Raw genomic sequence first — 26,964 nt, 5'->3', positions numbered from 1 at the left:
GGCGGTCCGCTTATCAATCGCGAAGCAAATCGTTGATGCTGGTCTTCGACCGCGTCTGCGCGTCCACGCGCTTCACGATCACCGCACAATACAGGCCCAGGTTCCCGCCGGTGGAACCGGGCACGACCACGGCATAGGGCGGCACCTCGCCGCGGAACACCTCCCCCGTCGCGCGATCGATGATCTTCGTCGACTGCCCCAGGTACACGCCCATGGACAGGACCGCGCCCTCGCCGACGCGCACGCCCTCCGCCACCTCGGCGCGCGCGCCGATGAAGGCGCCGTCGCCGATGATGACGGGATCGGCCTGCAACGGTTCCAGCACGCCGCCGATGCCCGCGCCGCCGGAAAGATGGACGTTCCTGCCGATCTGCGCGCAGCTGCCGACCGTGGCCCAGGTGTCGACCATGGTCCCCTCGCCGACATGCGCGCCGATGTTGACGAAGCTCGGCATCAGGATCGCGCCCTTGCCGACGAAGGCGCCGCGGCGGACGACCGATCCCGGAACGGCGCGGAAGCCCGCATCGCGGAACTGCGTCTCGCTCCAGCCGGAAAACTTGCTCGGCACCTTGTCGAACCAATGGCCCGCGCCGGGGCCGTTGTCGATCAGCGCATTGTCGTTCAGCCGGAACGACAGCAGCACCGCCTTCTTCAGCCACTGGTTGACGCGCCAGCCGCCCGCCCCGTCGGGCTCCGCCACCCGCGCCTCGCCGGCGTCAAGCAGCGCCAGCGCGCGGTCGACCGCGGACCGGACCTCCCCGCTCGTGGTCAGGCCCAGGGTCGCGCGATCCTCCCACGCGGTGTCGATCGTCTGCTGAAGGTCGCCGAAATTCGGATGGGGGGTCATGCGGACTCCAATATGTGGTCGAGCCAGAGGGTCAGATCGTCGGTGCGGTAATCGACATAGGACCGGTCGGCGTCGCGATCCTGCTCGCTGCCGTTGTCGACCCACACGGTCGTCATCCCGATCGCCTTCGCGGGCTTCAGGTTGCGGGCCATGTCCTCGACGAACAATGCGCGGTGCGGGTCGATGTCGTAGGCGGCGCACAGCCCGGCATAGGCCGACGCCGCGGGCTTGGGCGACAGGTCCATCGCGTGGACGTCGTGCACCGCCTCGAAACTGGCGCCCAGGCCCAACCGGTCCAGTACCTTCAGCGCATAGGGCTTGTCCCCGTTGGTGAAGACCAGCTTGCGGCCCGGCAACGTGGCGATGTGCGCGGCGAGCGGGGCGTTCTCCTCCAGCACGTCCATCTCGATATCGTGGACGTACGACAGGAAGGCATGCGGATCGATGTCGTGGTCGATCATCAGGCCCGCCAGAGTCGTGCCGTGATCGATGAAATAATCCTTCTGGATCCGCCGTGCGGCGACGGGGTCGATGCCCAGCAGGTCGGCGACGAAGGCGGTCATCCGCGCATCGATGGCGGCGAACAGGTTGGCGGACGCCGGGTACAGCGTGTTGTCCAGATCGAAGATCCAGGTGTCGACATGGGACAGGGCGCGCAGCATCGGGAGCGGCGGTAGCGCGGTTCGGCGCGCGTTTGAACCCTCCTGTTCGCGCCCGCCGTCAGGCGCCGGGCAGCGACAGGATGAACCGCGATCCCGCGCCCGGCGCGCTGTCCACGGTCAGGTCGCCGTCCATCGCCTGCGCCAGGCGCCGGGCGATGTAGAGGCCCAGCCCGCTGCCCCCCACTTCGCCCGGGTCGACGCGCTCGAACTTGTCGAAGATGCGCGCCTGGTCCGCCGCCGCGATCCCCCTCCCCCGGTCCGCGACGATCGCGACCGCACGGCCGCCCTCCCGCCGGAAGCGCAGCCACACCGTGCCGCCGCGGGGCGAATAGCGTACCGCGTTGCCGATCAGGTTCACCATCACCTGCAACACCCGCCGGAATTCCCCGATCGCGGGCAACGGCGTCGTGTCGCCGCGATCGATCGTGACGCCCGCCTCGGCGGCACGCACCGCCAGAAGCCCGGCGGCGCGGCGCGCGACGTCGGCCAGGTCGAGCGGCTCGGCCTCGACCGCGAAATCCTCGCGCTCGATCGCCTCCAGGTCGGCCAGGTCGTCGACCAGCCCCAGCAGATGCCGCCCGGCCTGCGCGATATCCGCGGCGTAATCCGCATAATGCGGGTCGATCGGGCCGTCGGCGCGCGCATTGATGCTGTCCGCATTGGCGACGATGCGCCCCAGCGGCGCGCGCAATATCCGTTCCAGCCGCGCGTTGAACGTCCCCGTCACGCCGATCGGCGCGGGCTCTTCCGGCGCCGCGAACGTGCCGCCCACGAACCCGGCGAATCCCCCGGCGGCATCGCTCCGCGCGCTTCCGGCCAGCAGCACGCGCACTCCCGTCGCCGCCAGCGTCGCCGGTTGCGCCGCGAAGTCGGCGCGCTCCGCCATCGCCTCGATCATCGGCACCGTGCCGTCCGCGGCGGGCAGCAGCGCGAAGACGCGCGTCGCGGCCTGCCCCAGCGCGTCGGCCGGCGTCACCCCTGCCGCAAGGGCGCCGTCGCCCTCGACCCGAACGATCCGCAGGTCGCCGTCGGTTTCCCATGTCCAGTCCGCCCCCGCGGGCGGCGGCACCGCGTCGGCCGGGCCGACCGGCACGCGCCACGCCGGACGCTCGCGCAGGATCGACACCGCCAGCGCGACCCCGTCGTCGTCAGGCGTCGCCGCGATCCAGCAATCGAGGTCCGTCTCGCCGTCCGCGATCGTCGTCGCGCGCGCGATGTCGATGCCCAGCCGCCGCGCCAGCCGGACGAGTGCCGCGACCTGCGGAACCGCGACGCGCCGCCCCACCGCCCCACCCGCACGATCGTTGATCGCGGCCAGCGCGTCGTCCGCGCTCAGCAGCCGCCCGGCCTCGTCGACGCGCGCCGCCAGGATGGCGGTCATGCGGCGCGTCCCAGCGTGCGGATCGCATCCCGGAACTCGGCGGGCAGCGCCAGCATCGCCAGCGCCCCCGCCGCCTCGTCCGGCGCGACGCGCTCGATCGCCTCCAGCGTGTCCGGCAGCGCCTCCACGTCGCGCGCGGCGTCCGCCTCGCCCAGGACCCAGCCGATCCGCGCCATCGCCGCGCGCGGCAGCGACAGCGCGCGCAATGCCAGCCACAGCCGATCACCCTCGGGATCGAGCACGATCGCCCGCGCCTCCACCGCATCGATCCCCAGCGCGCGCGCCAGCACCGCCACGAACAGGGCGATCCGCCCCTCCAGCAAAGTATCGATCAACACGTGCACATGCTCGTTCGGCCGCGCGTCGATCGCGGCGGCCAGTCGTCCCGCCGCGGTCGCCGCATCGTCGCGCGTCGCCCGCGCCGCCAGGACCCGGTCCGCCGCCGCGGCCAGTGCGCGGTCGGACCCCGCCCCCGTCCGCTCGCGCATCACCGCCACGATCCACCATGAAAGCCGTCGATGCAGCGCGAGCGGCAATTCGCCGCCCGCCACCCGCTGGCGATTGTCCGCGACCAGATAGGCCAGCGTTTCCGCGCGCACCTGCCGATCGCCCGCCTCGCCCAGCCGCACCAGGAAACCCGGCGCACTTCCCGGCATCCGTTGCGCCACCAGCGATTCGTCCAGGATCGCGATCCGGGCCTGCGCGATCACCTCCGCCATCAGCGCCGGTTCGCGCAATACCCCCGCGGTCTTCAATCGGGCATAGGCATCGAAATCGTTGGGCAAGGCCATGTCGCGCACCTGCGCGATCAGGTCGCGCTCGATCGCCGCGATCCCGCGCTCCAGCAATCGTACCGCCGTCACGCGCGTCCGCTCGTCCAGCGCCGGCCCCGGGCCGGGCAGCAGGTCCGCGATATCGCGATCCAGCCGCGCCGCCGCGCGCCGTTCCGCCGCCGCCACCCGAGCGTCGGGGGGCACCGCGCCGTCGTCACCGGGCGTGGAGGGGCGATCCGCTGGCATGTCCGCCCCGGCCTAGCGCGGGGTTCGTTAAAGGCGCGCTAAGCCAATCGCGCCCCTATCCGCGCCGCAACCCTTCCACCGCGGCGCCCAGCGTCGCCGCGGCGTACAGCGCCACCGCCGCCAGCCCCAGCGTCGGCACGCCCGCGATCGCGGCCAGCGACAGGATCGCTAGATAGGCCGGTGCCCCGCCCCACCACCCGCGCCGCCGCGTCGCGCCCGCGGCACGCTCGCCGATCGCGCCCGCGACGACCGCGCCCAGCGCCAGCAACGTCGCGGTCAGTTCGCCGCTGTCGCCGTCCACCACATGGCCGAGCGCCAGCGTCGCGAGCGTCGGCAGCACCAGCGTCGCGATCTGCCCCGCGCGACCGACGCCGGGTTCGTCCCGGAACAGTGCCAGCGCGCCCGCAATCTCGATCGACAGCACGCCGATCATCGCGGCAAGCAATCCCGCGCCCGCCCAGCCCGCGAACACCGCGGCGACGCCTGCCAGCCCGAGTCCGCCACCGACCGCCATCATCGCGGTCGTATCGATCCCGCGCCGCGCGATCGCGGGTATCGCCACCTTCGCCAGCGGACGCAGCACGAAGCGGTCGAACCAGCTCGGCCGCAACGCCATCGACGCCGCCAGCACGGAACGCCCCCGCGCCTCCAGCGCCAGGCCCTGCCGCTCGATCCCGTGTCCGCGTTCGACCTCGCGCAACGCCAGGTGGACGTGCCGCGCCTGCGCCTGCTCGGCCGCACGCAGCAGGGTGGATTGCAGGTCGTAGTCCGCGGGCATCGTTGCGGCCTCCGCCACGCGCCGCGCCTCGATCAGCGCGACCCCGGCCCAGGCCGCGCCCCCGCCGACCAGCTCGAACGCCGGCTCCGCATTCTCGCGCGGGACGACCAGCAGCGCGTCGCCGCCCTCGCCCGCCATCGCCGCCACGATGCTGCCCGTGGTGACCAGTCCGTCCGCCAGCATCACGATGCGCGCCAGGGGATGCAGCTTCGCCTCCGCCTCGGCCGCGCTGCGCACCGTATCGACCGCGATCCCGCGCTTCCCGATCCGGGCGATCGCACCGACCAGTTCGGGTGTCAGCCGCTGGACCACCACGACGATCTGCGCCGCATCGCATGCGATCAGCAGCCGCGCCTGATATTCGATCAACGTCGCCGCCGCGAACGGCAGCGTCGCGGCCAGCGTCCCCGGCCGGTCCTCCGCCTCGTGCGTCGCGAAAAGAAGCCCTGCCAGCATTCCCGCCGGTTAGGGTTTCGCCGCCGTGCCCGCAACCGCTGGCGTGGCCTTCACATGCCGATCGAGGAAATCGAGGATCGTGCGCCACAGGTGGACGCTGACCCCCGGCCCGCCGACGCGGTGCGTCTGGCCGGGATACAGCATCATCTCGAACGGCACCGACTTCTGCTGCATCGCCGCCGCCATTTTCGTGGTGTTGTCCAGGAACACGTTGTCGTCGGCCATGCCGTGGATCACCAGCAACGGATCGCGGATCTTCGCTGCATCCACGATCGTCCCCGACGCGTCATAGGCGTCGCCCACGACGCGCGGATCGCCCATGTAGCGTTCGGTGTAATGCGTGTCGTACAGGCGCCAGTCGGTCACCGGCGCGCCCGACACCGCCGCCGCATAGACGCCCGGCGTCTTCTCCAGCATCTTCATCGACATGTAACCGCCGTACGACCAGCCATAGGTGGCGATCTTCGTCCCATCGACGAACGGCAGCGATTTCAGGTAATTCGCGCCCGCCAGCTGGTCCTCGACCTCCACGGTTCCCATCGCGTGCCAGATATGGTCCTCGAACGCCTTGCCGCGATTGTACGACCCGCGATTATCGATCCGGAAATAGACCCAGCCCTGCTGCACGAGATATTGCGCCAGCGCGCCCTGCCACCCGCGCGTCACCGTCTGCCCCGTGCCGGGGCCGCCGTAATGTTCGAAGAAAACCGGGTATTTCTTTCCCGGCTCGCGCGTCGGCGCGATCATCTCCCAATACAGCGTCGTGCCGTCCTTCGCCTTCAGCGTCCCGAACTCGGGCGCGCGATGCCGCGGCAGGAACGGGGCATAGGGATGCGAACCCGCCACCGCATTCTCGTTGATCCACGCCACCCGCTTGCCCGTCGCATCCGCGAGGTACGTCTGCGCGGGCTGCGACGAATTCGATCGCGTGACGATGAAGCGCGTGCCCGTCGCGTCGCCCGTCGCGCTGTTCCACCAGCCGCGCTCGGTCAGCCGCTGCATCGCGCCCGACGCCAGGTCGAGCGAATACAGGTGCTGCTCCAGCACGTCGTCCTTGTTCGCGATCAGGAACACCTTCCCGGCGGCCTCGTCGACCGCGGTGATGCCCTGCACCACCCAGGGGCCGCGGGTCAGTTGGGTCCACTTCCCCGCCTTCAGCCGCCACAGGTGCCCGAAGCCGTCGCGTTCGGACCGCCACAGGAAGCTGCCGTCCGCCGTCCAGCGGTATCCGTCGTTGAGGTTGACCCAGCTCTTCGCCCCCGCCTTTTCGCTGAACAGCACGGTCGCCTTGCCCGTCGCGGGATCGACGCGCAGCATGTCCAGCCGCGTCTGGTCGCGCGTCTGCCGCTGTACCAGCAACGCGGACCCGTCGGGCAGCCAGTCGACACGCGCGAGGTAGATGTCCGGGTCGCGGCCCAGGTCCACCTTCACCTGCCGTCCGTCCAGCCCGACGACGTACAGCTCGATCCCCACGTTCGGCGTGCCGGCATAGGGATAACGCTGTTCGTAGATGCTGGTCCCCGCCGCCCCGATCGCGGCGCGGACCGCGACCTTCACCGGCGCCTCGTCGAACTTCGCCACCGCCACGCGCGTCTCGTCCGGCGACCACCAGTAACCGGTGCGGCGATCCATTTCCTCCTGCGCGACGAATTCCGCCTCGCCCCAATGGATCGTGCCGCCCCCGCCACTGGTCAGCGCCCGCCCGGCGCCCGCGCCCAGCGGCTGGACCCACAGGTTCTGGTCGCGCACGAAGCTGACGAACGTGCCGCGCGGGCTGATCGCGGGGTTCAGCGCGTCCTTCGTCCCCTCGATCTTCCGCGCGCTGCCGTCCCGTTGCGCCAGATACAGGTCGCCGTCGATCGGGACCAGCAAGGTGCGCCCGTCCGGCGACCAGTCGTATTTCAGGATGCCGGTCTTGCCCGTCAGCGACCGGTCGCGCTCGCGCTGCATCTTCTCCGCCTCGGACAGGGCCGCGCCGCTGCCCACCTTCTTCGAATCGACCAGCATCCGCGATTGCCCGGTGCGCGTATCCAGCGCCCACAGATCGAACCGCTCCTTCTCGTCCGCGCGCGGGCGGACGGACGTCAGCAGCGTGCCGTCCGGCGACAACCGCACCGCCTGCGGCTGCGCGCCCGCTAGGTCCGGGCTGGCGAACACCCGCTCCAGCGTCAGCGTTGCGGGATCAGCCGCCACGACCGGCCCCGCCGCCGCTGCCGCGACCAGGACAAACGCCGCTTTCCACATGAAACCCTCCCGCCAGTTGCGGGGCTTATCGGGGGATGTTCGCGCGGCGTAAACCCCACCGCCCACGAAACGCGAAAGGGGCGCGGACGGCATCCCGTCCGCGCCCCCGTGGCGTCATCGCTGCGGGCCGATCACTCGGCGGCGGCGGCGGTACCCTTCGCCGGGCGGGTGTCGCGACGCTCCGCGATACGCGCCGACTTGCCGGTGCGACCGCGCAGGTAATACAGCTTGGCACGCCGGACCGCGCCCTTGCGGACGACCGTGATCGACTCGATGTTCGGCGAATACAGCGGGAACACGCGCTCCACGCCCTCGCCGAAGCTCATCTTGCGGACGGTGAAGGACGAACCCATGCCGCGGTTGGCGCGGGCGATGCACACGCCCTCGTAATTCTGCACGCGGGTGCGCTCGCCCTCGACCACGCGTACACCGACCTTCAGCGTGTCGCCGGGGCGGAATTCGGGGATGGCGCGCGCATCGGTCAGCTTCGCGATCTGCTCGGCCTCGAGCGTCTGGATCAGGTTCATCGTCTAACGTCCCTATTCGTCGCCGCGCGCCAGAGGGCGACCGACCCGAGCGCCGACGTGACGCTCCCACAGGTCCGGCCGCCGTAGCCGTGTATCGACCTCCGCCCGGTGCTTGCGCCAGGCGGCGATCCTCGCATGATCCCCCGATCGCAGCACCTCGGGGATCGTGCGCCCTTCCCATTCATATGGTCGGGTATAGTGCGGATATTCGAGGAGCCCGCTTTCGAAGCTCTCGTCATCCCCACTGGAAGCGGCGCCCATTACGCCGGGAAGCAGCCGGATGCAAGCGTCCAGCAGGACCAGCGCGCCCATCTCCCCACCCGACAGGACATAGTCGCCGATCGCCACCTCCTCGATCCCGCGCGCCTCGAACAGGCGTTCGTCGAACCCCTCGAACCGCCCGCACAGCACCACGACGCCCGCCCCCGCCGACAGGTCGCGCACCCGCGCCTGATCCAGCGGCCGTCCCCGCGGCGTCATCGCCAGCACCGGCCGCCCGTCCGCCGCCGCCGCATCGACCGCGCGCGCCACGACATCGGCCCGCAACACCATCCCCGCACCGCCCCCCGCGGGCGTATCGTCGACGGTCCGGTGGCGATCGGTGGCGAAGTCGCGGATGTTGACCGCATCCAGCGACCATTTCCCCTCCGCCAGCGCCCGCCCGGCAAGGCTGTGGCCCAGCGGCCCGGGGAACATGTCGGGGTAGAGGGTGAGAACGGTGGCGGCAAAGGTCATCGCGTCCAGTTCTCCACCACCAGCCCCGGTATCTCCGCGAAATCGCGTTCGTTGTTGGTGACCAGTGTCAGGCCCAGCGACAGTGCCTGCGCCGCGATCAGGCGGTCGAAACTGCCGCGGCGCATACCGATCCGACGGACGGTCTCGCCGTAAATCGTGGCGGCGACCTCGTCGAACGGCAGCACCTCGACCCCCGTCAGGAACGCATCGATCACCCGCGCATCGCCCGCCGGATCGGTCGATGCGCGGTTACCGACGCGCAATTCCGCCGCAGTCACCGCCGACACCGCCATCCGGCCGTATGCATCGCCCACCCGGGCGATCAACGGCGGGCTACGTTCCAGAAGGAAATCGAGACAGGCGTTCGTGTCCAGCAGGTAGTTCACGCCGCCGCCGCTGTCCCGTCGCCACGCGACCAGTCGCGTTCCGGCTGCTCGATATCGCCGCGTGTGCCAGCGATGAACCCGGCCGACAACTGCCCGGGCAGCGCCATGAACACGGCCTTATCGTCCGCGACCCGCCACAGGCTGAACGAGCCGTCCGCGTGCGGGACGATCTTCATCTCCTCACCCTCCACAACGCCCATCGCCTTGGGCAGGCGCAACGCAACCGAATTGCCCGATTTGAACGTCCTCAACCGCTGCTCGTCCATCACAACCTCGCTGTGCATACGGAACGTATATACGCTTACGAGGCTTCGGTCGCAATCACTTCCCCGCCGCGAACGACAGCACCTGTAGGCTCAACGCCGGCGTCGGCGCCATCTGCACCCGTCCCGCGACCTTCCCCGTGGCGCACGACCACGCGAAGCTGCCTTCCATCGCCGACACCGGCACGACCGGCTCCGCCATCGCGCATACTCCAACCGTCGCCTTCAGCGCCGCGATCTCCCCCCGCCGCCGCGCGAGATCCTGGTCCAGCGCCACGTTCTCCGCCAGCGGCGCGCGCGCCGGATCGCCCGCGGTCCACACCACCTTCGCCGCCGCATAGGCGCGCGCCAGCCCCGGCGAGACCGGCACCGCCCGCACCGGCGCCAGCCCCGCCGCGCGCAGCGCCGCCAGCGCCTGCATCGCGGGCGCGGACGGCCCGGCATAGGTACGGTTGGCGAAGGCGAAGACGCCCACCCCCGCATCGGGCAGCAGCATCACGATCGAGCCATAGCCGGGATAGCCGCCACCATGCGACACCACGCGGCCCAGCGTGCAATCCTCCACCACCGACCACCCCTTCGCGTAGGTCACCGGCGTCCGGCATGGGGTGCCCAGCGTCGCGCGATCCCCCACGGTCATGAAGTTCGCGCCTTCGACGATCTCGCGCACCGTGGCGCGCTTCACCGGCCCCGCATCCGGTCCGTCCCGCGCCGGCCACGCCGACAGGAGGAACGCGACCCAGCGCCAGTAATCGTCCGCGGTCGTCTCAACGCCCCCCATCGCCCCGAACGCACCGTCCGCCATGTCCGGCTCGCGCACCCACGCCCCGTCCTGCCAGCGATAGCCGAGCGCGCGCTCCCCCGCTGGGGTGGCGAATACGTCAAATCCCGTCGAGCGCATCCCCAGCGGCTGCATCAGCGTGCCCCGGATGTACGCCTGGTACGGCCGCCCCGACACGTTGGTGACGATCCGCCCCAGCAGCGCGTAGCCGAGGTTGGAATATTCCATCCGGATCCCCGGCGCCTGCGCGAACGGCACACCCTTTGCCAGCATCGCGGTGAACGCCGCCTCGTCCAGCGGCTGCTGCCGGTCGCCCCAGGGATTGTCCTCCACGAATCCGGCGGTGTGATGCAGCAGGTCCGCCACCGTGATCCGCGGTGCGTCGGTCGTCGGATAGCGCCACCCCTTCAACTCGGGCACGTAGCGCTCGGCCGGCGCATCGAGCGACAGCTTCCCCTCGTCGCGCAGCTTCAGGATCGCCAGCGCGGTGAACGCCTTGGACATGGAGGCGATGCGGAAACGGGTGTCCGCCGTCACCGCCCGCCTCGTCGGCACCTCCGCCACGCCCAGTCCCCGGACAAGCACCAGCTTCCCGTCCTTCACCACGCCATAGACGACGCCCGGCACGTCGCGCGCCTTCATCCAGCTTGCGAACGCGGCCTCGATCCGCGGCGCCACCGTCGCCATCGCGGGTGCCTGCGCCGCGGCGGGAGAAGCGATCGCGGCGGCGGCGAGAAAGGCGGTGCGGATCATGCAGTTGTTCCCCTATGACGGCAGCGATCCTGACCCACGCGTTGCGCGGCGGCAAGGGCGCGGACGGAAACGCAGAGGGGGGCTGGGGGATGGACACCGACGACTGCATCATCATCGGCGGCGGTCCCGCGGGCCTGACCGCGGCGATCTATCTCGCGCGCTTCCATCTGTCGGTTCGGCTGTTCGACCACGGGTCGAGCCGCGCCGCGCTGATCCCGCTGACCCGCAACCACGCGGGCTTTCCCGACGGCATCGCCGGGCCGGCGTTGCTCGCCCGTATGCTGGAACAGGCGCAGGCATTCGGCGTGACGCGCGAGGCGGTGGCGGTCACCGCGATCGTCGCCGACGGGGACGATTTTTGCGTGCGCACCGATGCCGGCGAATGGCGCGCACGCACCGTCCTGCTCGCCACCGGTGTGGTCAACAATTGTCCGGACATGGACTCTGCACTGCACGATCGGGCGCTGGCCGCGGGCCTCCTGCGCTATTGCCCGGTATGCGACGGCTATGAAGTCACGGACCGCAGGGTCGGCGTCATCGGTACCGGCGACCACGGGATGCAGGAGGCGTTGTTCCTGCGCGGCTATACGAAGGACGTGACCCTGATCTCCCCCGCCGCCGAACACGACCTCGCCCCCGATTGCGCCCGCGCGCTCGACGACGCCGGGATCGCGCGCGTCGACGGCCCGTGCGGCGGCTTCGCGATCGAGGGCGACCGTATCGCGCTCGACACGGCGCGCGGGCGAATGGCGTTCGACAGCATCTATCCCGCGCTGGGCTCGCTCATCCGGTCCGATCTCGCGGTCGCGGCGGGCGCGGCGGCCACGGATGACGGCTGTCTGGAAGTCGACGCCCACCAGCGCACGACCGTCCCCGGCCTGTTCGCGGCGGGCGACGTGGTGAAGGGGCTGGACCAGATCGGCAACGCCATGGGGCAGGCCGGTGTCGCCGCCACCACGATCCGCAATCTGCTCGCGTCCCGCACGCCGCTGCGCCGCTGATGCGTCGTCCCGCCGTGCGCCGCATCCGCGACGACAGCCTGCGACTGTACCGTCGCGGCCGGATGCCCGCATGGATGTCGATCCTGTGGCGCGCGGCGCTCGTCCTGGCGCTGCTGGGCATTGCGCTGGCGGTGCACTGGTTCGATCGCGAGGGCCTGCGCGACAATGTCGACGGGCATATCAGCTTCGTCGACGTGCTGTATTTCACGATGATAACCGTCACCACGGTCGGCTTCGGCGACATCATCCCGGTGACGCCGCAGGCGCGCCTGTTCGATACCTTCGTCGTCACGCCGATCCGCCTGTTCGTCTGGCTGATCTTCCTGGGGACGGCCTATGATTTCCTGTTCAAGCGTATCTGGGAGAAATGGCGCATGGGGCTGATCCAGGATCGCCTGCACGATCACGTCGTGGTCGTCGGGCATGGCCGCGGCGGCGCCGGTGCGGTGCGCGAGCTGATGCGTCGCGGCCGTCCGGCGGAGGCGATCGTCGTCGTCGACACCGACGAGGCCGCGCTCCGCGAGGCGGAGGACGCCGGGCTGGCCGTGCTGGCCGCGGACGCGACGCGCGACACGACGCTGGAGGCGGTGAAGGTCGCCCGCGCGTCGTCCGTCATCGTGGCGGCGGGTCGCGACGACACGTCGATCCTGATCGTGCTGACCGCGCGGCGGCTGGCGCCGCACGTGCCGATCAGCGTCAGCATCCGCTCGATCGACAACGAGGCGCTGGCCTATCAGGCGGGCGCCAACACCGTCATCAATCCCACCCGCTTCGCAGGCCTGCTGCTGGCGGGATCGACCCACGGCCCGGGGATCGCGGACTATCTGGCGGACCTCGCCGCGGTCGACGGGCGAGTGACCCTGCGCGAGCGCGAGGTGACGGCGGAGGAGATCGGCCGCCCGCTGTCCGCCCTTGCGACGGGCAAGGGCCTGCGCGTCCACCGCGGCGACCGCGTGCTGGGCTTCTGGCAGGAGGAGGTCGAGCGCCTGGCGCCCGGCGACCGGATCGTGGAGGTCACGCGCGGAACGATCGACGGATAGCGGGCCGACCCCGGCGGGCCTATTCGACGAACCCCGCCTCGACGGTCAGGCGGCCGTCGCCCCATTCCGGCACCGCGTGCATCGGCACCATGAAGCGCTTGCCCCGGCCGTCGATCGCGTCGCGTTCGATCTCGACGACGTCGCCGGCGCCGAAATTCTCGACCGCCACCACGCGGCCGACCGCCGAGCCGTCGGTCGACACCGCGGCCAGCCCGATCAGGTCGGCGTGATAATATTCGCCCTCGCCCAGCGGTGGCAACGCGTCGCGCGACACCCACAATTGCGTCCCGCGCAACGCCTCCGCCGCACTGCGATCGCTTACCTCGGCGAAGCGCGCGATCGTACCGTCACGCAGGGACGACAGCGTCAGCGCCCCGTTGTTGAAGGTCCGGTGCGGCGACAGGTCGTCGCCGAACACCTTCAGCCGCACCTCGCCGCCGATGCCGTGCGCGCCCGCGACCGCCGCGAGGACGACCGCACCGGCGGGCGCCTCAACCCGCGGGCGAGCCGTCGCCGCCGGCGGGGGTGTCGTCGGCGCCTTCGGCGGGGTCGTCGGACGACTGCCCCTGGTTGGCCGTATCCTGGTCATCGTCGGGTGCGGTGCGGGGATCGGGGTCGGTCGTCATGCGATACCTCCATCATGCCGAAGGGCAGACGAAGGGAACGCACGACGACCGGCCGCGGTCCTTACTGCTCGCTCGTCGCTTCGGCGGTCTCGCCCTCGGCGGCGGCGGGCTCCTCCGCGGCGGCCTCCGGCTCGGGTGCCGGGGCGGCGGCGGCGGCCGCGGCGGCCTCCTCCTGCGCCTTCACCTTCTCGGCGCGCTCCTCGGCGCGCTCCTTGGCCTTCTCGCCAGGCTCGCCCTTCTTGGGGTTCTCGCGCGAGGCGCGCTCGCGCACGCCCGCCACGTCCAGAAAGCGCGCGACGCGGTCGGTCGGCTGCGCGCCCACGCCCAGCCAGTGCTTGGCGCGATCGGCGTCCAGCACGACGCGCTTCTCGTCGTCCTTGGCCAGCAGCGGGTTGTAGCTGCCGATCCGCTCGATGAACTTGCCGTCACGCGGGCTGCGCGCGTCGGCGACGACGATGCGGTAATAGGGACGCTTCTTGGAGCCGCCACGCGACAGGCGAATGCTGAGTGCCATGTTGTCTTCCTTGCCTTCTCAAATCGTCACCCCGGCGCACGCCGGGGTCTTCCGGTTGTCGTTTCGATCCTCGCCCGAAACCCCGGCTTTCGCCGAGGTGACGAGGGTGTTGCTCACTTCCTGAACTTGAATCCCGGCGGCAATCCGCCGCCACCGCCCGGCATGCCCGGCAGCTGTGGCAGTCCGCCGCCCGCCTTGCCCAGCATGTCGCCGAGGTCCGCGCCGCCCAGCGCATTGCCCAGGCCCGCCATCCCGCCCCCGGGACCGCCCTTGCCCAGCATGGCCAGCATGCCCTTCATACCGCCCATCTTCTTGATCTTCTTCATCGCGGACTGCATTTCCTGATGCATCTTCAACAGCTTGTTGATGTCCTGCACGTTGGTGCCGCTGCCCTTGGCGATGCGGATCTTGCGCTTGGCGTTGATGAGCTCGGGCTTCGCGCGTTCCTTGGGCGTCATCGACGTTATCATCGCGTCCATGCGCAGCAGGATCTTCTCGTCCACCGCGCCCGACGCCATCGCCGCCTGCGCCTTCTTCATGCCGGGGATCATTCCCGCCAGCGCGCCCAGGCCACCCATCCGCCGCATCTGCGCCAGCTGCGAGCGCAGGTCGTTCAGGTCGAACTGGCCCTTGGCCAGCCGCGACGCCATGCGTTCGGCGTCTTCCTGCTGGATCGATTCGGCGGCCTTCTCGACCAGCGACACAATGTCGCCCATGCCCAGGATACGGCCCGCGACGCGGCTCGGCTGGAACGCCTCCAGCGCGTCCAGCTTCTCGCCCATGCCCGCGAACTTGATCGGCTTGCCCGTCACCGCGCGCATCGACAGCGCAGCACCGCCACGCGCATCGCCGTCCATGCGGGTCAGGACAATGCCCGTCAGCGGCACCTGATCGCTGAAATTCTGCGCGACGTTGACCGCGTCCTGCCCGGTCAGGCTGTCGACGACGAGCAGGATCTCCTGCGGCCGCGCGACCTCGGCCACCGCCTTCATCTCGTCCATCAACGCTTGGTCGACGTGAAGGCGGCCCGCGGTGTCGAGCATTAGGACGTCGAAGCCCTGCAACTTCGCCGCCTGCACCGCGCGCCGCGCGATGTCGACCGGCTGCTGCCCCTGAACGATCGGCAGCGTCGATACCTCGACCTGCGTGCCCAGCGTCGCCAACTGCTCCTGCGCGTTCGGGCGATTGACGTCCAGCGACGCCATCAGCACGCGGCGCGGCTTCTCCCCCGCCATGCCGCCGCCCCTGGACAGGCGGCGCGCGATCTTCGCCGTCGTGGTGGTCTTGCCCGAACCCTGAAGCCCGACCATCATCACGATCGCGGGGGGCGCGACGTCCAGATGCAGCGCGGACGCCTCGGGATCGTCGCCGCCCAGCATCTCGACCAGCGCGTCGTTGACGATCTTGACGACCTGCTGCCCGGGGGTGACCGAGCGAAGGACGTTCTGCCCGATCGCCTTCTCGGTCGCCTTGTCGACGAACTCGCGCGCGACGGGCAGCGCGACGTCCGCCTCCAGCAGCGCGACGCGCACCTCGCGCATCGCCTGACGCACGTCCGCCTCGGTCAGCGCGCCACGGCCACGCAACCGGTCGAACACACCGCCAAGACGATCGCTCAGGCTATCGAACATCCACAATCCTTCCCACCGGGCCGAACGCAAAAACCGCCGGCGGGCGAAACCTCGCCGGCCAGCGTGTACCACTTGGGGCACGTGTCGAATGCGTTCAACGTCGGAACGTGCCGCGGCGCCTAGCGTAAAACGGATGCGGAGGCAACCGGCCCGTCAGTTGCGCGGCGGCTGACGCCGATAACTCAACGCCTCCGCCACCTGCATCCGCCCGACCGTCTCCGCCCCCGCGAGGTCGGCGATCGTCCGCGCGACCCGCAGGATGCGGGTATAACCGCGCGCCGACAGGTGCATCGCCGCCGCCGCCTGCGCCAGCAACGCGCGTCCCGCCTCGTCGGGCGTGGCGAAGCGCTCGAGCGCGTCGCCGTCCAGTTCGGCGTTGGTCCGCGGCCCGTCCCGCCCGTGCCGCGCCGCCTGCACCGCCCGCGCCGCCGCGACCCGCGCGGCGACCTCCGCCGATCCTTCCGCCGGCGGCGGCAGCGACAGGTCCGCCGCGCTGACCGCCGCGACCTCGACGTGCAGGTCGATGCGGTCGAGCAGCGGCCCCGATACCTTCGCCTGATAATCCGCCGCACATTTCGGCGCGCGCGCGCAGGCGAGGCCCGCATCGCCCAGATGCCCGCACCGGCACGGATTCATCGCCGCGATCAACTGCACCCGCGCCGGATAGGTCACATGCGCATTCGCCCGCGCCACGGACACGGTGCCCGTCTCGAGCGGCTGGCGCAGCGAATCGAGGACGGCGCGCTGGAATTCGGGCAGCTCATCCAGAAACAGCACGCCCATGTGCGCCATGCTGACCTCCCCCGGCTTCACGCGCAGCCCGCCCCCGGTCAGCGCGGCCATGCTGGCGGAATGGTGGGGACTGCGGAACGGTCGGGTGCGTGTCAGCGTGCCGCCGGGCAGCGCACCCGCGACCGACTGCACCATGCTGACCTCCAGCGCCTCCGGCATTATGTAGCAAATGCACCAGCACACGGATAGATGTAATCGCCCGTAGTGCGTAGTGTCATCGTATGACGGACTACATGGTGGAAGGCCTCGCGAAGAAGCGAGCGCAGGTGGCAGGCGAGATTGAGCGGACGCACGAGGCGCTACGCAAGCTGGCGGCGGACCTAGAGCATATTGATGCCACGCTGCGCATCGTTGCGCCTGACATGGCGGTGGAAGCGATCAAGTCCAAGGTGTTCCGCCCGCCTGCCGACTGGTCGAAACGTGGCGAGATGGCGCGTATGGTGCTGTCGATCCTGCGCACCGCACGCGCCCCCATGACGACGCGGGAGATAGCGGAGCGGATGGTCGTGGAGCGAGGCCTACAGGCTGATACCGCCGCGCTGAACAGCATGGGGAAGCGGGTGGCGTGCTGTCTGCGTCGTCAACGGGAGCTTGGCCGGGCGTCCTCTACTGAAGGTGACGCAGGATTCTGGGGCCTGTGGCAGATCGTAAAATAGAGCGGGGTCGCACTCCCCGCCCTATGTTTCACTTGATTAGCTTAGGTTTGAAGGCGGCGATTGCCGCTGTAGCCGCCGGAGCGGGCAGCTTGCCTTCGCGCACCTTGCTCTCCAAATACTTCGGCATCTGCTGATCCAGATACAAATCTCGCACCCATTTGCGAAATTCGGCTAGGGCGTCATCTGGGTAGCAGTAGGCAGGCTGTGGGTTGGAAAGTGCTTGGGGAAAATACTCTGGGTAGTTGTGCTCATAGCGTCGTCGTTCGCCGAACAGCACTTCAAGATTTTCTGCCTTCCAGTACTTCGCCCAAGCCATCCCCACGCTGATATCCGGGATAAAGTCCTTACCGATTTTTGCGCCGGAACGGATCATAGTTACGATAATGTCGGCCACCTCCTTGAAGATACTAAAGTATCCGTCTGGGACGGTGTGATAAACAAGAGAAACGCGGTCGTGAAATTGCTGCCAAGCAACACTCGGCGCTCCACTCGGATTATAACCAACTTGGGCGTATATAAACTGTTGGAATCCTTTCCGCGCTAGAATGCGATAGCTTTGCGCCGCCTTGTCGCTAGAGGTTTTCGCCTCAAAGGCATAATATTCCAGCACAGCCATGCATACGGCGGATGGAATGATGTGATTGATTGTACCGTTTTTTTCGATGGCGATAAATGCTACCGCGTCATCGGAACCCTGCGCACGTACAAGCTCGCGGATTTTCTGTTCCCGCGGCTTCAACGGTGTAGCGATCCAATCGCCAGTAATGCGGGTAATCATCGAGCTATCGACGCCGCACATGCTCGCAAGCCCACGAATATTAAGGAATGGCGAGCCGTCACTAAGGACGCCCATTCCGATACCGTCCACTTCCCGCTCAACCTCGATCTCCAGATCAAGATTGTACTGCTTTCGGGTGATGCTCTGTGGCACTAAATTCGTCATATTATCTAGCCTTTTCAATGGGTTGAGGTGATGCTCAACTCGGCTAGACGCTTTCTATCCTCACCCGTAGGTAAGGGTTGCACAAGAAGGGCGCTCAGCCGAGCCGTTCCTGGGCACCTCGCTTGAGAAGGCGAGGTGCTTCGGAACCCTCCATATATACCGAAGTAGGATCGCACGCACGAATCGTTTTCGGCGTTGGTCAAATTTCGTCAAGCCGCCCGCTGCCAATACCCTGCCCACTTGCGCGACACCGGCGACACCATAGCGGCGCGTGTGACTATCGCCGCTTGCGCGCCGTTGTCGACGCGGCGGTAATCCTCGCGCCACGAAGCCTCGCCCGCGTAATCGTTGAGGTACGGCCCCGCGATATGGTGGTGCGTGCCGACTTCCATGCGGCGCAAGCGCGAAAAGTAGCTTTCCGCCTGATTGGTGCATGCGCCCTTATCATAGAAGCGGACGGAGTGATTGACGCGCTTCGTATCCCAGCCAGCGTGCAGGGCGTCCCAGCCGGTACCTCCGTCGGCGTGAATCGTGGTAAGCGTTCCGACGTGATCGCGGACGAACGGGACAGCATCGCCCTCGTTGCGAACGACGAAGGGAAGCGACTTGCCGTTGCGCTGGCGCATGATGACGACGCACTGGCGCTTGCCGGTGCGGTTCATGGCGAGGCGGCGATCCTTGCGGTCGGCCTTCTCGTTCTCAGGCTTCACGTATCCGCCGAAATAGGCGCCGTCGATCTCGACAACACCGTCGAGCTGACGGTCGCGAAGCTCAAGCGCCATCGCCTCGCGCAGCTTGTGCGAGAGGACGAATGCCGTCTTGTATTGCACGTCCAGATCGCGGCTGACTTGCAGCGCCGACACGCCCTTAGCGCCGTTTACGAAGATGACGATCGCGGCGAGTAGGTCCGTGTACGAGAGCTTGCGGCTGGCGAAGATCGTGCCGCTGGTGACGCTGAACTGGTGATGGCATGCAACGCACTTGAAGCGGCGACGGGTGGTGATGTTGTACACCTCATAGCAGCCGCAACGCGGGCACACGGCCTCGCCGTCCGTCTCGTGGAAGCGCATCTGCCGGAAGCACTCGTAAGCGGCATCCTCGCCCATACGGAACACGGCCTTGAGGCTGAGCGTCCGAGCCTTGGAAGAGAGAAGAAAGTGCTGCATTGTCACTACCTGCGATGCCTATGCATCGTATGTAGTACGAATAGGCACTGTGTACAAGCACAAACGTATCGCGTATGATGGCATTTATGACGGATGAGCTGACATGGGAGCGGCGCGTTAGCGCCATGTTGAAAGCCGAACTGAAGCGGAAGGGTGTGACCTACGCGCAGCTTGCCGGAAAGCTGGCGGACATCGGCGTCATGGACTCGGAGCCGAACATCAGGAACAAGCTAAGCCGTGGTAAATTTACAGCGGTGTTCCTTGTCCAATGCCTAGAAGCGATCGAAGTCTCATCGTTGCGGCTATCTTTGGACTAGTAGCGATCCCGTTCGGCGCAGGCTTAGCTATAGGTGGCGAGTGGACTAGTAAGCCATACGAGCAGACACAAAAGCCCCATGCTTCCGCAAAGCGTTATGCAACGAAGCCACTCGATTCGGGGTTTGCCGCATATCCCATTGTAGAATCCAATCGCTGCTACAGCGCTAAGGATCATGATAGCGCCGATCTGTGCGCTCAATGGCGCGCTGCTATTGCCGCTGAAAAAGCGGCGAGCTCTGCTGCCTGGTCCAACTACCTGAGCGTTATAGGTGCCGTCCTGAGTCTTGCCGGTTTGGCTTTCTTGCTGCGCTCGCTTAGTCAAACCGAACTCGCCTTGAAACAAGCCAAGATCGCCAATCAAATTGCGGCCGATGGGGTTGAGGCCCAGATGCGTGCTTGGGTCGACATCAGCCTTGATCTTAATATGAGACATTCTCCATTTGCAGGAGACTTTGTTCGGGCCTTGGTTAAGTTCCGCAACAAAGGTTCGACACCTGCCCTCAACTTGTCTTATTTTCTTGCGATCACTACGACCGGGAAGTTGGTTCAGGAGGTAGATCGTATACGAGACGATTTCTTTTCCGGCGACCTCGATTGGTCTGACTATATTATATTCCCAAGTGATGACTTTGAGAGGCATACCACGGGAGAAAACACGGCTGGCCATGAAGGGCTGAGCGGCTACGTGGTGTACGTTGTTGCTGTGTACGAGACTGTTTTCAGTAAAACAAAGCGTATCACGGCGCGAGCGTGGAATATACACGATGCCCGGCGCGACGATTACTTGATCGATCCAACGGATCCACCGAGTCAACAAAACGTTGCGATGGGCTTGGCTCACGGGTTCGCTGGCTATGCAACCTAGCGCAAGCAGGATCGAAAAAATCAGAGACACGCTCTAAGCTCCTGTCGGAGCGGCGGTATGAGCCTCGTCACCGTCTGCGATACGTTCGTCGCCGTCGGGGCGGGCGTCCGTAATCGCGTTGGTGCATTTGCTACATAATGCCGAGCGCCTCCGCGGGGTCCAATGGCGGAAGGATACCGGGCAGGCATGATGCCATCAGCGATTTTCCCGCGCCCGGCGGACCGACGAACAGCAGGTTGGATATGGCTACACTCCATAGCCAGAATCCTGTTGATAAGGCCTGTTGAAGATCAGTTCGGGAGGAAAATATGAAGAAGATCGACGTAAGGGTCAGTCAGAAGTTCGCGCTCGCGGCAAGCATCCTGATGACGCGGGTGTTCTCGACCGACCTGCGTCCGAACCGCCGCCGCCTGATGCTCGCCTGCGGACCCGCCATGCCCGGCAAGAAGATCGCGATGCCCAACCCGGACATGAAGTTCGACGTGCTGGGGTTCGGGTTTCGGCCCGGTAAGGAGTGGAAGGGGCCGTCGGAGATCTTCGTCGAGGAGATGCGGGACGGCGAGCTGCGGATTTGGCCGAACTGCCGGCTGTACGCGTCAACCGCCACCGGCCCGCTCTACGTCCTCACCGACGATCCCGAAGTCAGCTTCACTTACGACGGCAATTCGCTGGTCGCGCTCCTGGGCAGGCCGGACGACCACGCCGAGGGGGCGCTACGCGCGAAGGCCCTCCTCCGCGAGGCCGCGCGCCAACTGCCCGAGGACATCGAGCAACAGACCATGATGTAGGTCGGCCTGCCCTCGGCATCGTCCGCGCCAGAAAGACTCGTCTTCAATCCGCGCCGTCCCTCGCCGGCCCGTCGACATCCGCTTCCCTGCTCAAATCAGGGATCCCGCATTCACCGCTCTCCGCAATCCGAAGGACCAGGCCAATGTTCAACGCCGACATACCACTCAACCGGGTCGATGCGGGGATGTACCTCCTCCTTGGTGACGACCCGCTTCTGGCATCGCGGAGGACGACCCAGCTGTTCTGCGAGCCGGCGGAGGTCACCGCGGTGCACCGTGGCCGGGCGCCGGACGCGAGGTCCGTTCTGGCCGACGGCGGCACGATCATCCGCGCCACCGGATCGGAAAGGCCGACGGGCCGTGAGATCGGCCTGGAGATGAGCGGCGGCGGACGTCGCGTCGAAGACGATGGCGATCTCGCCGAACCCCGGCATCGCGACCAGACCGTCGATGCCCCCCGCGGTGACCGGGACGCCCATCCGTTCGGCGCGCTTCAGCCCGTCCGACTCCGGGTCGATGCCCACGAAGGCCGCGACCTCGAGCACCTCGGAGAGGCGAATGACCTTGATCATGAGGTCGGTGCCGATGTTGCCCGACCCGATGATGGCGACCTTGGTGCGGCTCACGCTCCCGCCTCCTCGAACCGGAACCCCACCGAACCCAAACCGCCCACGGTCGCGCGGACGCTCGCGCCGGCCTTGAGCGCCACCATCGGCCCGAGGGCACCCGTCAGCACGACGTCGCCGGCCCGCAGCGGCTCACCGCACGCCGCGAGCGTGCGGGCGAGCCATGCGGCCGCCTCCAGTGGATGGCCCAGGCAGGCGGCGCCCGCGCCCACCGAGGCCACCTCGCCGTCGATCTCCAGCACCATGCCGCACGACCAGAGGTCGATGCCGTCGAGCGGGACCACCCGATCGCTCAGGACGTAGAAGGCCGACGAGCCGTTGTCGGCGACTGTGTCGGCGAAGGAGATGCGCCAGTCCGCGATGCGGCTGTCGACGATCTCGATGGCCGCGGCGACCCCCTGTACCGCCGCCGCCACCGTCTCCCGCGTCGCGTCCACCACGTCGAGGTCCGCCCCGAGGATCAGCGCCACCTCCGCCTCGGCCTTGGGCTGGAGCGTCCGCGATGGCCGCAGCCTGCCCCCGTCCGGGTTCGCCATGTCCTCGAAGAGCACCCCGTAGTCCGGCTGGTCCACGCCGAGCTGGAACTGCACCGCTCGCGCGGTCAGGCCGATCTTGCGCCCGACGACGCGCCGCCCGCCGGCGGCCCAGAACCGCGTGTTCGCCGCCTGGATCGCGTAGGCCGCCGCGGCGTCGGTCGGACCGAGGCCGTCGCGCAGCGGCTCAACCGGACCAGAGCCGTACGCATCACGAAGCCGTCGCGCGAGCCGCTCGGTCGCACTCACGAGGCGATCCGGACGCATCGACCGCGCACCCCGCCCGCTGTCACTGGAAGTTCAGCGGGAGGCCGGGCCGCGGCCACGGCATGCTCAGCACGCGCTGCGTCGTCGCCAGGGTGACGTAGAGCGTGCCCAGGTCCGCGCCGCCGAAGCAGGTGTTGGTGGGGGCCATGTCGGGCATCGGGATGGTCTCGATCGCGCCCTCGGGCGAGATCACGTAGAGCGCGCCCGCGAGTGGGGCGGCGATCACCGCGTTGCCCGCGCTGTCGAGGGAGAAGCTGTCCACGCTCCCCAGCCCGCCCGGACCTGCGACGAAGTGGCCCCCGTGCGGCATGAACGATTGCGGGTCGCGGGCGATCTCGCCCGGCGCGGTGATCGGGAACCGCCAGAGGTAGCGGTTGAAGGTCTCGACCACGAGCAGCGCCGAGTTGTCGGGGGTGAGCGCGATCCCGTTCGCGCCATCCATCGGCCAGACCACCTGGCGGATGGAGCTGCCATCCGGCAGCGCGTACCCGTGTCCCGCGGGATCAATGCGAGGTAGAAGCCGACATGCCCAAGCGACAGGTCCATCTGAAGCGGTTCACGAGCATCGGATCAGCGATCGACACGCTCCGCAACCGACGCCTTGCCTTCGTCAACCCCGACAAGTGGGACGACCGCAACGACGCCGAATTCATGCGCCTCTACCGTAACAGGTCAGGCCGCGAGGGGCTGAAGGCCCTCTGCTGCACCGAGAGTTCGGAGACCTACCACCACTGGAAGGTGTTCACCCAGCCCGCCGACGGCTGCTTCATCGAATTGGACCGGCGGCAGCTGCTGGACAGCATCAGGGCGGACGCGCGCTACCGGGCGAACGCCGTCGACTACATCCACCTGAACGAGATCGAGGACTGCGACTACGACATCGCGAGTCTTCCCTTCCTGAAGGGGGCGGGCTTCGGACCCGAGCAGGAGTTCCGCGTCATCTTCGAGGGTGCCTGCGACGAGGAGGTCCATTTCCTGACGATCGACCTGGCATGGATCAAGCGGATCGTCCTCAATCCATGGATCGCGCCGACGATCTTCGACAGCGTGGCCGAGACCTTTCGCGAGATCAGCGGCAACCCGGAGCTCGACGTCGTCGCATCGAGTCTGACGAATTCCCAGACATGGCTTCGATGGGGCCGCTCGATCAGCCGCCGTGGTGTCTAGCGCCGGAGGGAGACGGATCAGCGATCCGGCGCGACGGGCGGCCAGCGCTCCCGCTGATCGGCTCCCAGAAGCGGACGGACCGCAATCCATCGACGAAGACGACCTTCGGGAGGGCGGCCGCTCCGCCGGTCGCGCCATCTGGGCAGGCCTCGAAGCTGAGGCCGATGCCGCTGCGGCCCGGCGCCGGACGACACCGTCGGCGCCCTCGGTTCGGTCGCAATCGCCTCGGCGAACGTGTCCGCCGCTGGCCAGTGGGCGCCTCCCCGGCCCATCCGGCGAAGCGGCGGCGAGTCGGTGGGAAATTCCGCCTCCCCGAGCTGGATTTGTGCATCATGCACGGTTGAAGCAGAGGTGCCAGACGCGTAAGTAGCTGAGGGAGTTGAAAAATGTCGTAGTGGTGATGGATCTTGAATAAGTAGCATTTTGTGCATATTATCAGATATCAGCCGGGCATGAACCGGCAGAGGAGCATGACATGATCAAGGCACATTCGCAGTCGCCAGGCGCCTTCATCGACATCGGGCATCTCGTCGCGCTCGTAGAGGCGGCGCGTGCCCAGATGGCCGGCGCGCTCGACGAACTCGTGGCTAAGCTGGCGGACGCCTCCTCGTCCGATGCGGACGTGGACTTCGGCGGGCTGGTGAAGGCGGCACAGCGTATCCTCGAGCTGGATGATGGCGAAATGGCGCGCATGCTGAAAGTGTCGCGCCCGACCGTCGGCCGTTGGATCCGAGGCGTCTCGCAGCCACACCCGCTGGGCCGAGGCGCGATCTTCGAGGCGCTGGGCGGACACGCACGCGTCAAGGCCAAGAACCTCAGGTCCTGAACGCCTCGCGCGTTGCCCGAATCCCCGGGCGTCGCTAAACCATCCCGTTCCGGGCGATAACGAGCGCCCGGCAACGGGGATGGTCGCATTGCAGGTTGAGTTGAGAGCCTTCGACACGTCGGAGATCGGTCGCGCGCACCAGTGGCACGAGGAGTTCGCCGCCACCAACGACGCGCTCTACCCGCGGACGGCCAAGCACTTCCTCGAACTCGCCATGGACCGCTGCGTCTGGGGTGCGATATCGTCGAACGACGAGTTCCTGGCGATGTCCTACGCCAGCTTCGACGAACCCAAAAACGAATGGGAGGTCGGCGGGCTGATGGTCTCGCCCGAGGCGCGCGACAAGGGACTGGGCAAACTCATGATGCAGCTTCCCCTGGCGCACGTGCTGTTCACCGAAGACCCGTTGGGCAGCACCCCGCCCGCCGCAATCGTGACGCACGTGCTCAAGGGAAACGAGGCCCCGCGGGGCATCGTTCCAGCCGTTGGCTTCGCATTCCACAAGCCCGTCACGATACCATCCGAGATCATGCCGGGCCTGCGCGCCGAGCCGGACGGCATGGTCCATGGGGACGAGTTCCACCTCGTCGTTCCGGACGCGCTCGTCTCACTCGCGGAGTGGGCCGAAGGATGGCCGGGTGCGCTACGCGATGGAACGCCCGCCAGGATCGACATGCTCCCCGGGTATTCGCTCGCACTCTGGGCGCAGGCGTTCCGCGATATGGCGGCCCGCGCGGGCCCAAGCGTCGTTCAGGCACACCCCCCCACGTAACGGCGCCGTGATCGACCGAAGGGGTGGTCATCGCGTCGATCGTCGATGCCGATCCACTCCGTCCGCCGCCGGCATCCCGCAGGCCATGAACGGCCCCGGCCGGCGTCGAGCCCGCAAGTCGTCCCGCGAACTCAAACCGATCAAGACGGAAAGCGTCTCCGACCGGATGACCGAAGCCTGCCACGTCCGGTCATCCCGCGGGTCCCCGCCCCCCGCGCCGTAGCGGCGACCACCCGGCGACGTCGGGCATTGGCCGGTCGACCGCACTCGGCCCAACCACTTTCCGACGGGGCGGCTACCGAGCAATGGCGGGTGCACCACGAAGGGCGACCCCCTCGGCGTCGCTACCCGCCATCGTCCGCCAACGTCGATACCCTCAGCTCGCCAGCATCCCAGGCCCGCTCAGCCTCCTCGTAGACCTCCCGCAGCAGATGGTACGGGTCCTCGCCCCTGCTCGCCCGCTCGCCGAGCCCGTACAGCACGACCCAGTTCACCATCGGGCCGCGAAGCTGCGGCCGGACGACGGAGTAGTCGGGCAGCATGGCGTGCGGGTTGAGGTGCCGATCAATCAGCTCAAGGTGCTCCTCCAGCCCGCGCGTCGCTGTCCTTCCAGATCCCACGGCACCGGCCGTCCCGGCGACGAGGTCGGCGATCTGGAGCGCGGGCCGGTTCCTCGAGTCGTCGAAGTCGATCGGCCGGGCAAGCGACCAGCCCAGAGGCGCCCCGCCGGACGCCATGCGCCGCGCGCGCTGCAGCGCCGGATCGTCCTCGCCGCCGACGAGGGCGGGGGCGATCCTCTCCAGCTGGGGATGCTCGTCGCACGTCACGTCCAGCGGACGGCCCTCCTGCCCGAAGTGGCAGAGCAGGCTGAAGAGACCGGACGCCGCCAAGTCGAGCGTGAGCGTCCCCGGCCTCAGCGCGTCGCGCTCGGACTGGTTGTCGGCGACGATCGCGTCGCGATAGCCATTCGCGAACCTCGTCACCATCTCGAACGGGTTGCCGTCGAACGTCCGACCGCCGCCCCCATCACCGAAGAGGAGCGGCGCGGCCGCCGGGTCATAGGTGCGCATGAACGCCAGGAACTGCCGCACGGCCTCCTCGCCCAGCTCGTCCCTGGTTATCAGGAAGGTGTAGCAGTACATCGCGACGAAGCGGTGGAGGTCCTTCTCGTAGAGCAGCTCCGGACGGTCCTGGAAGACCGGCTCGTAGACGTACTCGAAGACCTTCGCGCAGAGCGCCAAGGCCTTGTCGTAGACCACCACCGAGTAGCGCCCCTCCACCGCCCGCAGGATGTCCCGCACGAACAGGCGCCCACGCTCGCTCTTCAGCAGTGCGGTGGCCTTGAGCTCGTCATCCAGGACGCCGTGGTCACGTCTCGCCGCCGCGAGGAGGCGCCACGCCTCCTCGTCCGACGTCGCGACACCGGAGTATGCGAACAGACGCTGCTGCGGATCCAGCAGGTTAGGTCCGGTCTGGCCGGATTCATCGCAGAAGATCCGTCGGGGTTCGGGCATAGCGACGATATAGTGCTGCCGCTGGCGAGGCCAACGCCGTCCCCTCGATTGTAGGGTCGCGCCGAGTTGGTCTATCGATCCCGGATG

General features: G+C 68.0%; 27 protein-coding genes and 4 pseudogenes. 9 read left to right on the top strand and 22 right to left on the bottom strand.

The window, feature by feature from the left end:
* Positions 1-13: 13 nt before the first annotated feature.
* The 11 genes and pseudogenes from dapD to ASG29_RS06730 all read right to left on the bottom strand — a co-directional run bounded on the left by dapD (position 14) and on the right by ASG29_RS06730 (position 10,832).
* Entirely contained in the window at positions 14-847 is an 834-nt protein-coding gene (gene dapD / locus ASG29_RS06780; protein WP_055982032.1) for a 2,3,4,5-tetrahydropyridine-2,6-dicarboxylate N-succinyltransferase, read from the bottom strand.
* Positions 844-1,509 carry a pyrimidine 5'-nucleotidase gene (locus tag ASG29_RS06775; protein WP_055982029.1) on the bottom strand — a complete coding sequence of 222 codons (666 nt, stop codon included), beginning with the start codon at positions 1,507-1,509 and terminating at the stop codon, positions 844-846. Before ASG29_RS06775 ends, dapD begins: the two co-directional genes overlap by 4 nt.
* A gap of 58 nt (positions 1,510-1,567) precedes the next feature.
* On the bottom strand, positions 1,568-2,890 hold the full coding sequence (locus tag ASG29_RS06770; protein ID WP_055982025.1) for a sensor histidine kinase: 1,323 nt from the start codon (positions 2,888-2,890) through the stop codon (positions 1,568-1,570).
* The gene (locus ASG29_RS06765) at positions 2,887-3,909 is read right to left on the bottom strand and encodes a DUF2336 domain-containing protein (RefSeq protein WP_082515733.1); all 1,023 of its coding nucleotides are present in this window, start codon (positions 3,907-3,909) and stop codon (positions 2,887-2,889) included. The genes ASG29_RS06770 and ASG29_RS06765 overlap by 4 nt, the downstream gene beginning before the upstream one ends.
* Positions 3,910-3,964: 55 nt before the next feature.
* Positions 3,965-5,143 carry a hypothetical protein gene (locus tag ASG29_RS06760; RefSeq protein ID WP_055982019.1) on the bottom strand — a complete coding sequence of 393 codons (1,179 nt, stop codon included), beginning with the start codon at positions 5,141-5,143 and terminating at the stop codon, positions 3,965-3,967.
* Positions 5,144-5,152: 9 nt separating this feature from the next.
* Positions 5,153-7,387, bottom strand: a complete 2,235-nt coding sequence (locus tag ASG29_RS06755) for a DPP IV N-terminal domain-containing protein (RefSeq protein ID WP_055982017.1) — start codon at positions 7,385-7,387, stop codon at positions 5,153-5,155.
* A gap of 131 nt (positions 7,388-7,518) precedes the next feature.
* The gene (gene rplS / locus ASG29_RS06750) at positions 7,519-7,914 is read right to left on the bottom strand and encodes a 50S ribosomal protein L19 (protein WP_055982015.1); all 396 of its coding nucleotides are present in this window, start codon (positions 7,912-7,914) and stop codon (positions 7,519-7,521) included.
* A gap of 16 nt (positions 7,915-7,930) precedes the next feature.
* Positions 7,931-8,649: pseudogene (gene trmD / locus ASG29_RS06745) on the bottom strand (tRNA (guanosine(37)-N1)-methyltransferase TrmD); the annotation flags it as partial.
* The gene (locus tag ASG29_RS06740) at positions 8,646-9,035 is read right to left on the bottom strand and encodes a type II toxin-antitoxin system VapC family toxin (RefSeq protein ID WP_082515730.1); all 390 of its coding nucleotides are present in this window, start codon (positions 9,033-9,035) and stop codon (positions 8,646-8,648) included. The pseudogene trmD and the gene ASG29_RS06740, both read right to left, overlap by 4 nt.
* Complete coding sequence (locus ASG29_RS06735) at positions 9,032-9,319, bottom strand: AbrB/MazE/SpoVT family DNA-binding domain-containing protein (RefSeq protein ID WP_235532806.1); 288 nt, start codon at positions 9,317-9,319, stop codon at positions 9,032-9,034. The genes ASG29_RS06740 and ASG29_RS06735 overlap by 4 nt, the downstream gene beginning before the upstream one ends.
* 37 nt (positions 9,320-9,356) lie before the next feature.
* Entirely contained in the window at positions 9,357-10,832 is a 1,476-nt protein-coding gene (locus ASG29_RS06730; protein WP_055982004.1) for a serine hydrolase domain-containing protein, read from the bottom strand.
* Positions 10,833-10,921: 89 nt separating this feature from the next.
* Between ASG29_RS06730 and ASG29_RS06725 the strand changes: the two genes are divergently transcribed.
* Complete coding sequence (locus ASG29_RS06725; RefSeq protein ID WP_055982369.1) at positions 10,922-11,833, top strand: NAD(P)/FAD-dependent oxidoreductase; 912 nt, start codon at positions 10,922-10,924, stop codon at positions 11,831-11,833.
* Positions 11,833-12,873, top strand: coding sequence for a potassium channel family protein (locus ASG29_RS06720; RefSeq protein ID WP_055982002.1), 1,041 nt, complete (start codon positions 11,833-11,835; stop codon positions 12,871-12,873). The genes ASG29_RS06725 and ASG29_RS06720 overlap by 1 nt, the downstream gene beginning before the upstream one ends.
* A 19-nt stretch (positions 12,874-12,892) precedes the next feature.
* Here the strand turns inward: ASG29_RS06720 and rimM are convergent, their stop codons facing one another.
* The 4 genes and pseudogenes from rimM to ASG29_RS06700 form a co-directional block, all read right to left on the bottom strand.
* On the bottom strand, positions 12,893-13,453 hold the full coding sequence (rimM, locus tag ASG29_RS06715; RefSeq protein ID WP_414884291.1) for a ribosome maturation factor RimM: 561 nt from the start codon (positions 13,451-13,453) through the stop codon (positions 12,893-12,895).
* 107 nt (positions 13,454-13,560) lie between these two features.
* Positions 13,561-14,013 (bottom strand): 30S ribosomal protein S16, encoded by a 453-nt coding sequence (gene rpsP / locus ASG29_RS06710; RefSeq protein WP_055981999.1) that lies wholly within the window; start codon positions 14,011-14,013, stop codon positions 13,561-13,563.
* 113 nt (positions 14,014-14,126) lie between these two features.
* Positions 14,127-15,644 carry a signal recognition particle protein gene (ffh, locus tag ASG29_RS06705; RefSeq protein WP_055981997.1) on the bottom strand — a complete coding sequence of 506 codons (1,518 nt, stop codon included), beginning with the start codon at positions 15,642-15,644 and terminating at the stop codon, positions 14,127-14,129.
* A 153-nt stretch (positions 15,645-15,797) separates the two neighbouring features.
* Positions 15,798-16,589 (bottom strand): annotated as a pseudogene (locus ASG29_RS06700) (ATP-binding protein); the annotation flags it as partial.
* 68 nt (positions 16,590-16,657) lie between these two features.
* Here ASG29_RS06700 and ASG29_RS06695 point away from each other — a divergent pair.
* Positions 16,658-17,092 carry a hypothetical protein gene (locus ASG29_RS06695; protein WP_055981994.1) on the top strand — a complete coding sequence of 145 codons (435 nt, stop codon included), beginning with the start codon at positions 16,658-16,660 and terminating at the stop codon, positions 17,090-17,092.
* Positions 17,093-17,120: 28 nt separating this feature from the next.
* Here ASG29_RS06695 and ASG29_RS16350 read toward each other — a convergent pair whose 3' ends face one another.
* Both ASG29_RS16350 and ASG29_RS06690 read right to left on the bottom strand, forming a co-directional pair.
* Positions 17,121-18,035 (bottom strand): hypothetical protein, encoded by a 915-nt coding sequence (locus ASG29_RS16350; protein WP_082515723.1) that lies wholly within the window; start codon positions 18,033-18,035, stop codon positions 17,121-17,123.
* Between the two features lie 209 nt (positions 18,036-18,244).
* Positions 18,245-19,201, bottom strand: a complete 957-nt coding sequence (locus ASG29_RS06690; RefSeq protein WP_055981991.1) for an IS1595 family transposase — start codon at positions 19,199-19,201, stop codon at positions 18,245-18,247.
* Between the two features lie 86 nt (positions 19,202-19,287).
* Here ASG29_RS06690 and ASG29_RS06685 point away from each other — a divergent pair, with 86 nt between their 5' ends.
* Together ASG29_RS06685 and ASG29_RS16655 are read left to right on the top strand one after the other, a co-directional pair.
* On the top strand, positions 19,288-19,518 hold the full coding sequence (locus tag ASG29_RS06685; protein WP_055982367.1) for a DUF6471 domain-containing protein: 231 nt from the start codon (positions 19,288-19,290) through the stop codon (positions 19,516-19,518).
* Positions 19,470-20,384, top strand: a complete 915-nt coding sequence (locus ASG29_RS16655; protein ID WP_156457918.1) for a hypothetical protein — start codon at positions 19,470-19,472, stop codon at positions 20,382-20,384. The genes ASG29_RS06685 and ASG29_RS16655 overlap by 49 nt, the downstream gene beginning before the upstream one ends.
* A 136-nt stretch (positions 20,385-20,520) precedes the next feature.
* On the opposite strand, the pseudogene ASG29_RS17735 reads toward ASG29_RS16655, so the two are convergent.
* Positions 20,521-20,622: pseudogene (locus ASG29_RS17735) on the bottom strand (ATP-binding protein); the annotation flags it as partial.
* A 70-nt stretch (positions 20,623-20,692) separates the two neighbouring features.
* Between ASG29_RS17735 and ASG29_RS06680 the strand changes: the two are divergent.
* Positions 20,693-21,172: a hypothetical protein gene (locus ASG29_RS06680; protein WP_055981986.1), complete on the top strand. Its 480-nt coding sequence runs from the start codon at positions 20,693-20,695 to the stop codon at positions 21,170-21,172.
* A gap of 350 nt (positions 21,173-21,522) precedes the next feature.
* Here ASG29_RS06680 and ASG29_RS16340 read toward each other — a convergent pair.
* The 3 genes and pseudogenes from ASG29_RS16340 to ASG29_RS06665 all read right to left on the bottom strand — a co-directional run.
* Positions 21,523-21,744, bottom strand: a pseudogene (locus ASG29_RS16340) (acetaldehyde dehydrogenase (acetylating)); the annotation flags it as partial.
* Positions 21,745-21,794: 50 nt separating this feature from the next.
* A complete protein-coding gene (locus tag ASG29_RS06670; RefSeq protein WP_055981981.1) occupies positions 21,795-22,598 on the bottom strand; it encodes a 2-keto-4-pentenoate hydratase in 804 nt (267 codons plus the stop codon).
* Positions 22,599-22,620: 22 nt separating this feature from the next.
* A complete protein-coding gene (locus ASG29_RS06665) occupies positions 22,621-23,106 on the bottom strand; it encodes an SMP-30/gluconolactonase/LRE family protein (RefSeq protein ID WP_414884289.1) in 486 nt (161 codons plus the stop codon).
* Between the two features lie 17 nt (positions 23,107-23,123).
* Between ASG29_RS06665 and ASG29_RS06660 the strand changes: the two genes are divergently transcribed.
* From ASG29_RS06660 to ASG29_RS06650, 3 genes are all read left to right on the top strand, one after another.
* Positions 23,124-23,765: a hypothetical protein gene (locus ASG29_RS06660; protein ID WP_055981976.1), complete on the top strand. Its 642-nt coding sequence runs from the start codon at positions 23,124-23,126 to the stop codon at positions 23,763-23,765.
* Positions 23,766-24,240: 475 nt separating this feature from the next.
* On the top strand, positions 24,241-24,591 hold the full coding sequence (locus ASG29_RS06655) for a hypothetical protein (RefSeq protein WP_055981971.1): 351 nt from the start codon (positions 24,241-24,243) through the stop codon (positions 24,589-24,591).
* A gap of 79 nt (positions 24,592-24,670) precedes the next feature.
* Positions 24,671-25,363: a GNAT family N-acetyltransferase gene (locus ASG29_RS06650; RefSeq protein ID WP_055981968.1), complete on the top strand. Its 693-nt coding sequence runs from the start codon at positions 24,671-24,673 to the stop codon at positions 25,361-25,363.
* Positions 25,364-25,707: 344 nt separating this feature from the next.
* Here the strand turns inward: ASG29_RS06650 and ASG29_RS06645 are convergent, their stop codons facing one another.
* Positions 25,708-26,877, bottom strand: a complete 1,170-nt coding sequence (locus ASG29_RS06645; RefSeq protein WP_055981965.1) for a DUF3800 domain-containing protein — start codon at positions 26,875-26,877, stop codon at positions 25,708-25,710.
* Positions 26,878-26,964 lie beyond the last annotated feature (87 nt).

Source organism: Sphingomonas sp. Leaf412, assembly GCF_001425405.1.
Taxonomy (GTDB): Bacteria; Pseudomonadota; Alphaproteobacteria; order Sphingomonadales; family Sphingomonadaceae; genus Sphingomonas.
Note: the sequence above shows the minus strand (reverse complement) of the source record. Positions and strands in the feature narration are given on the sequence as shown.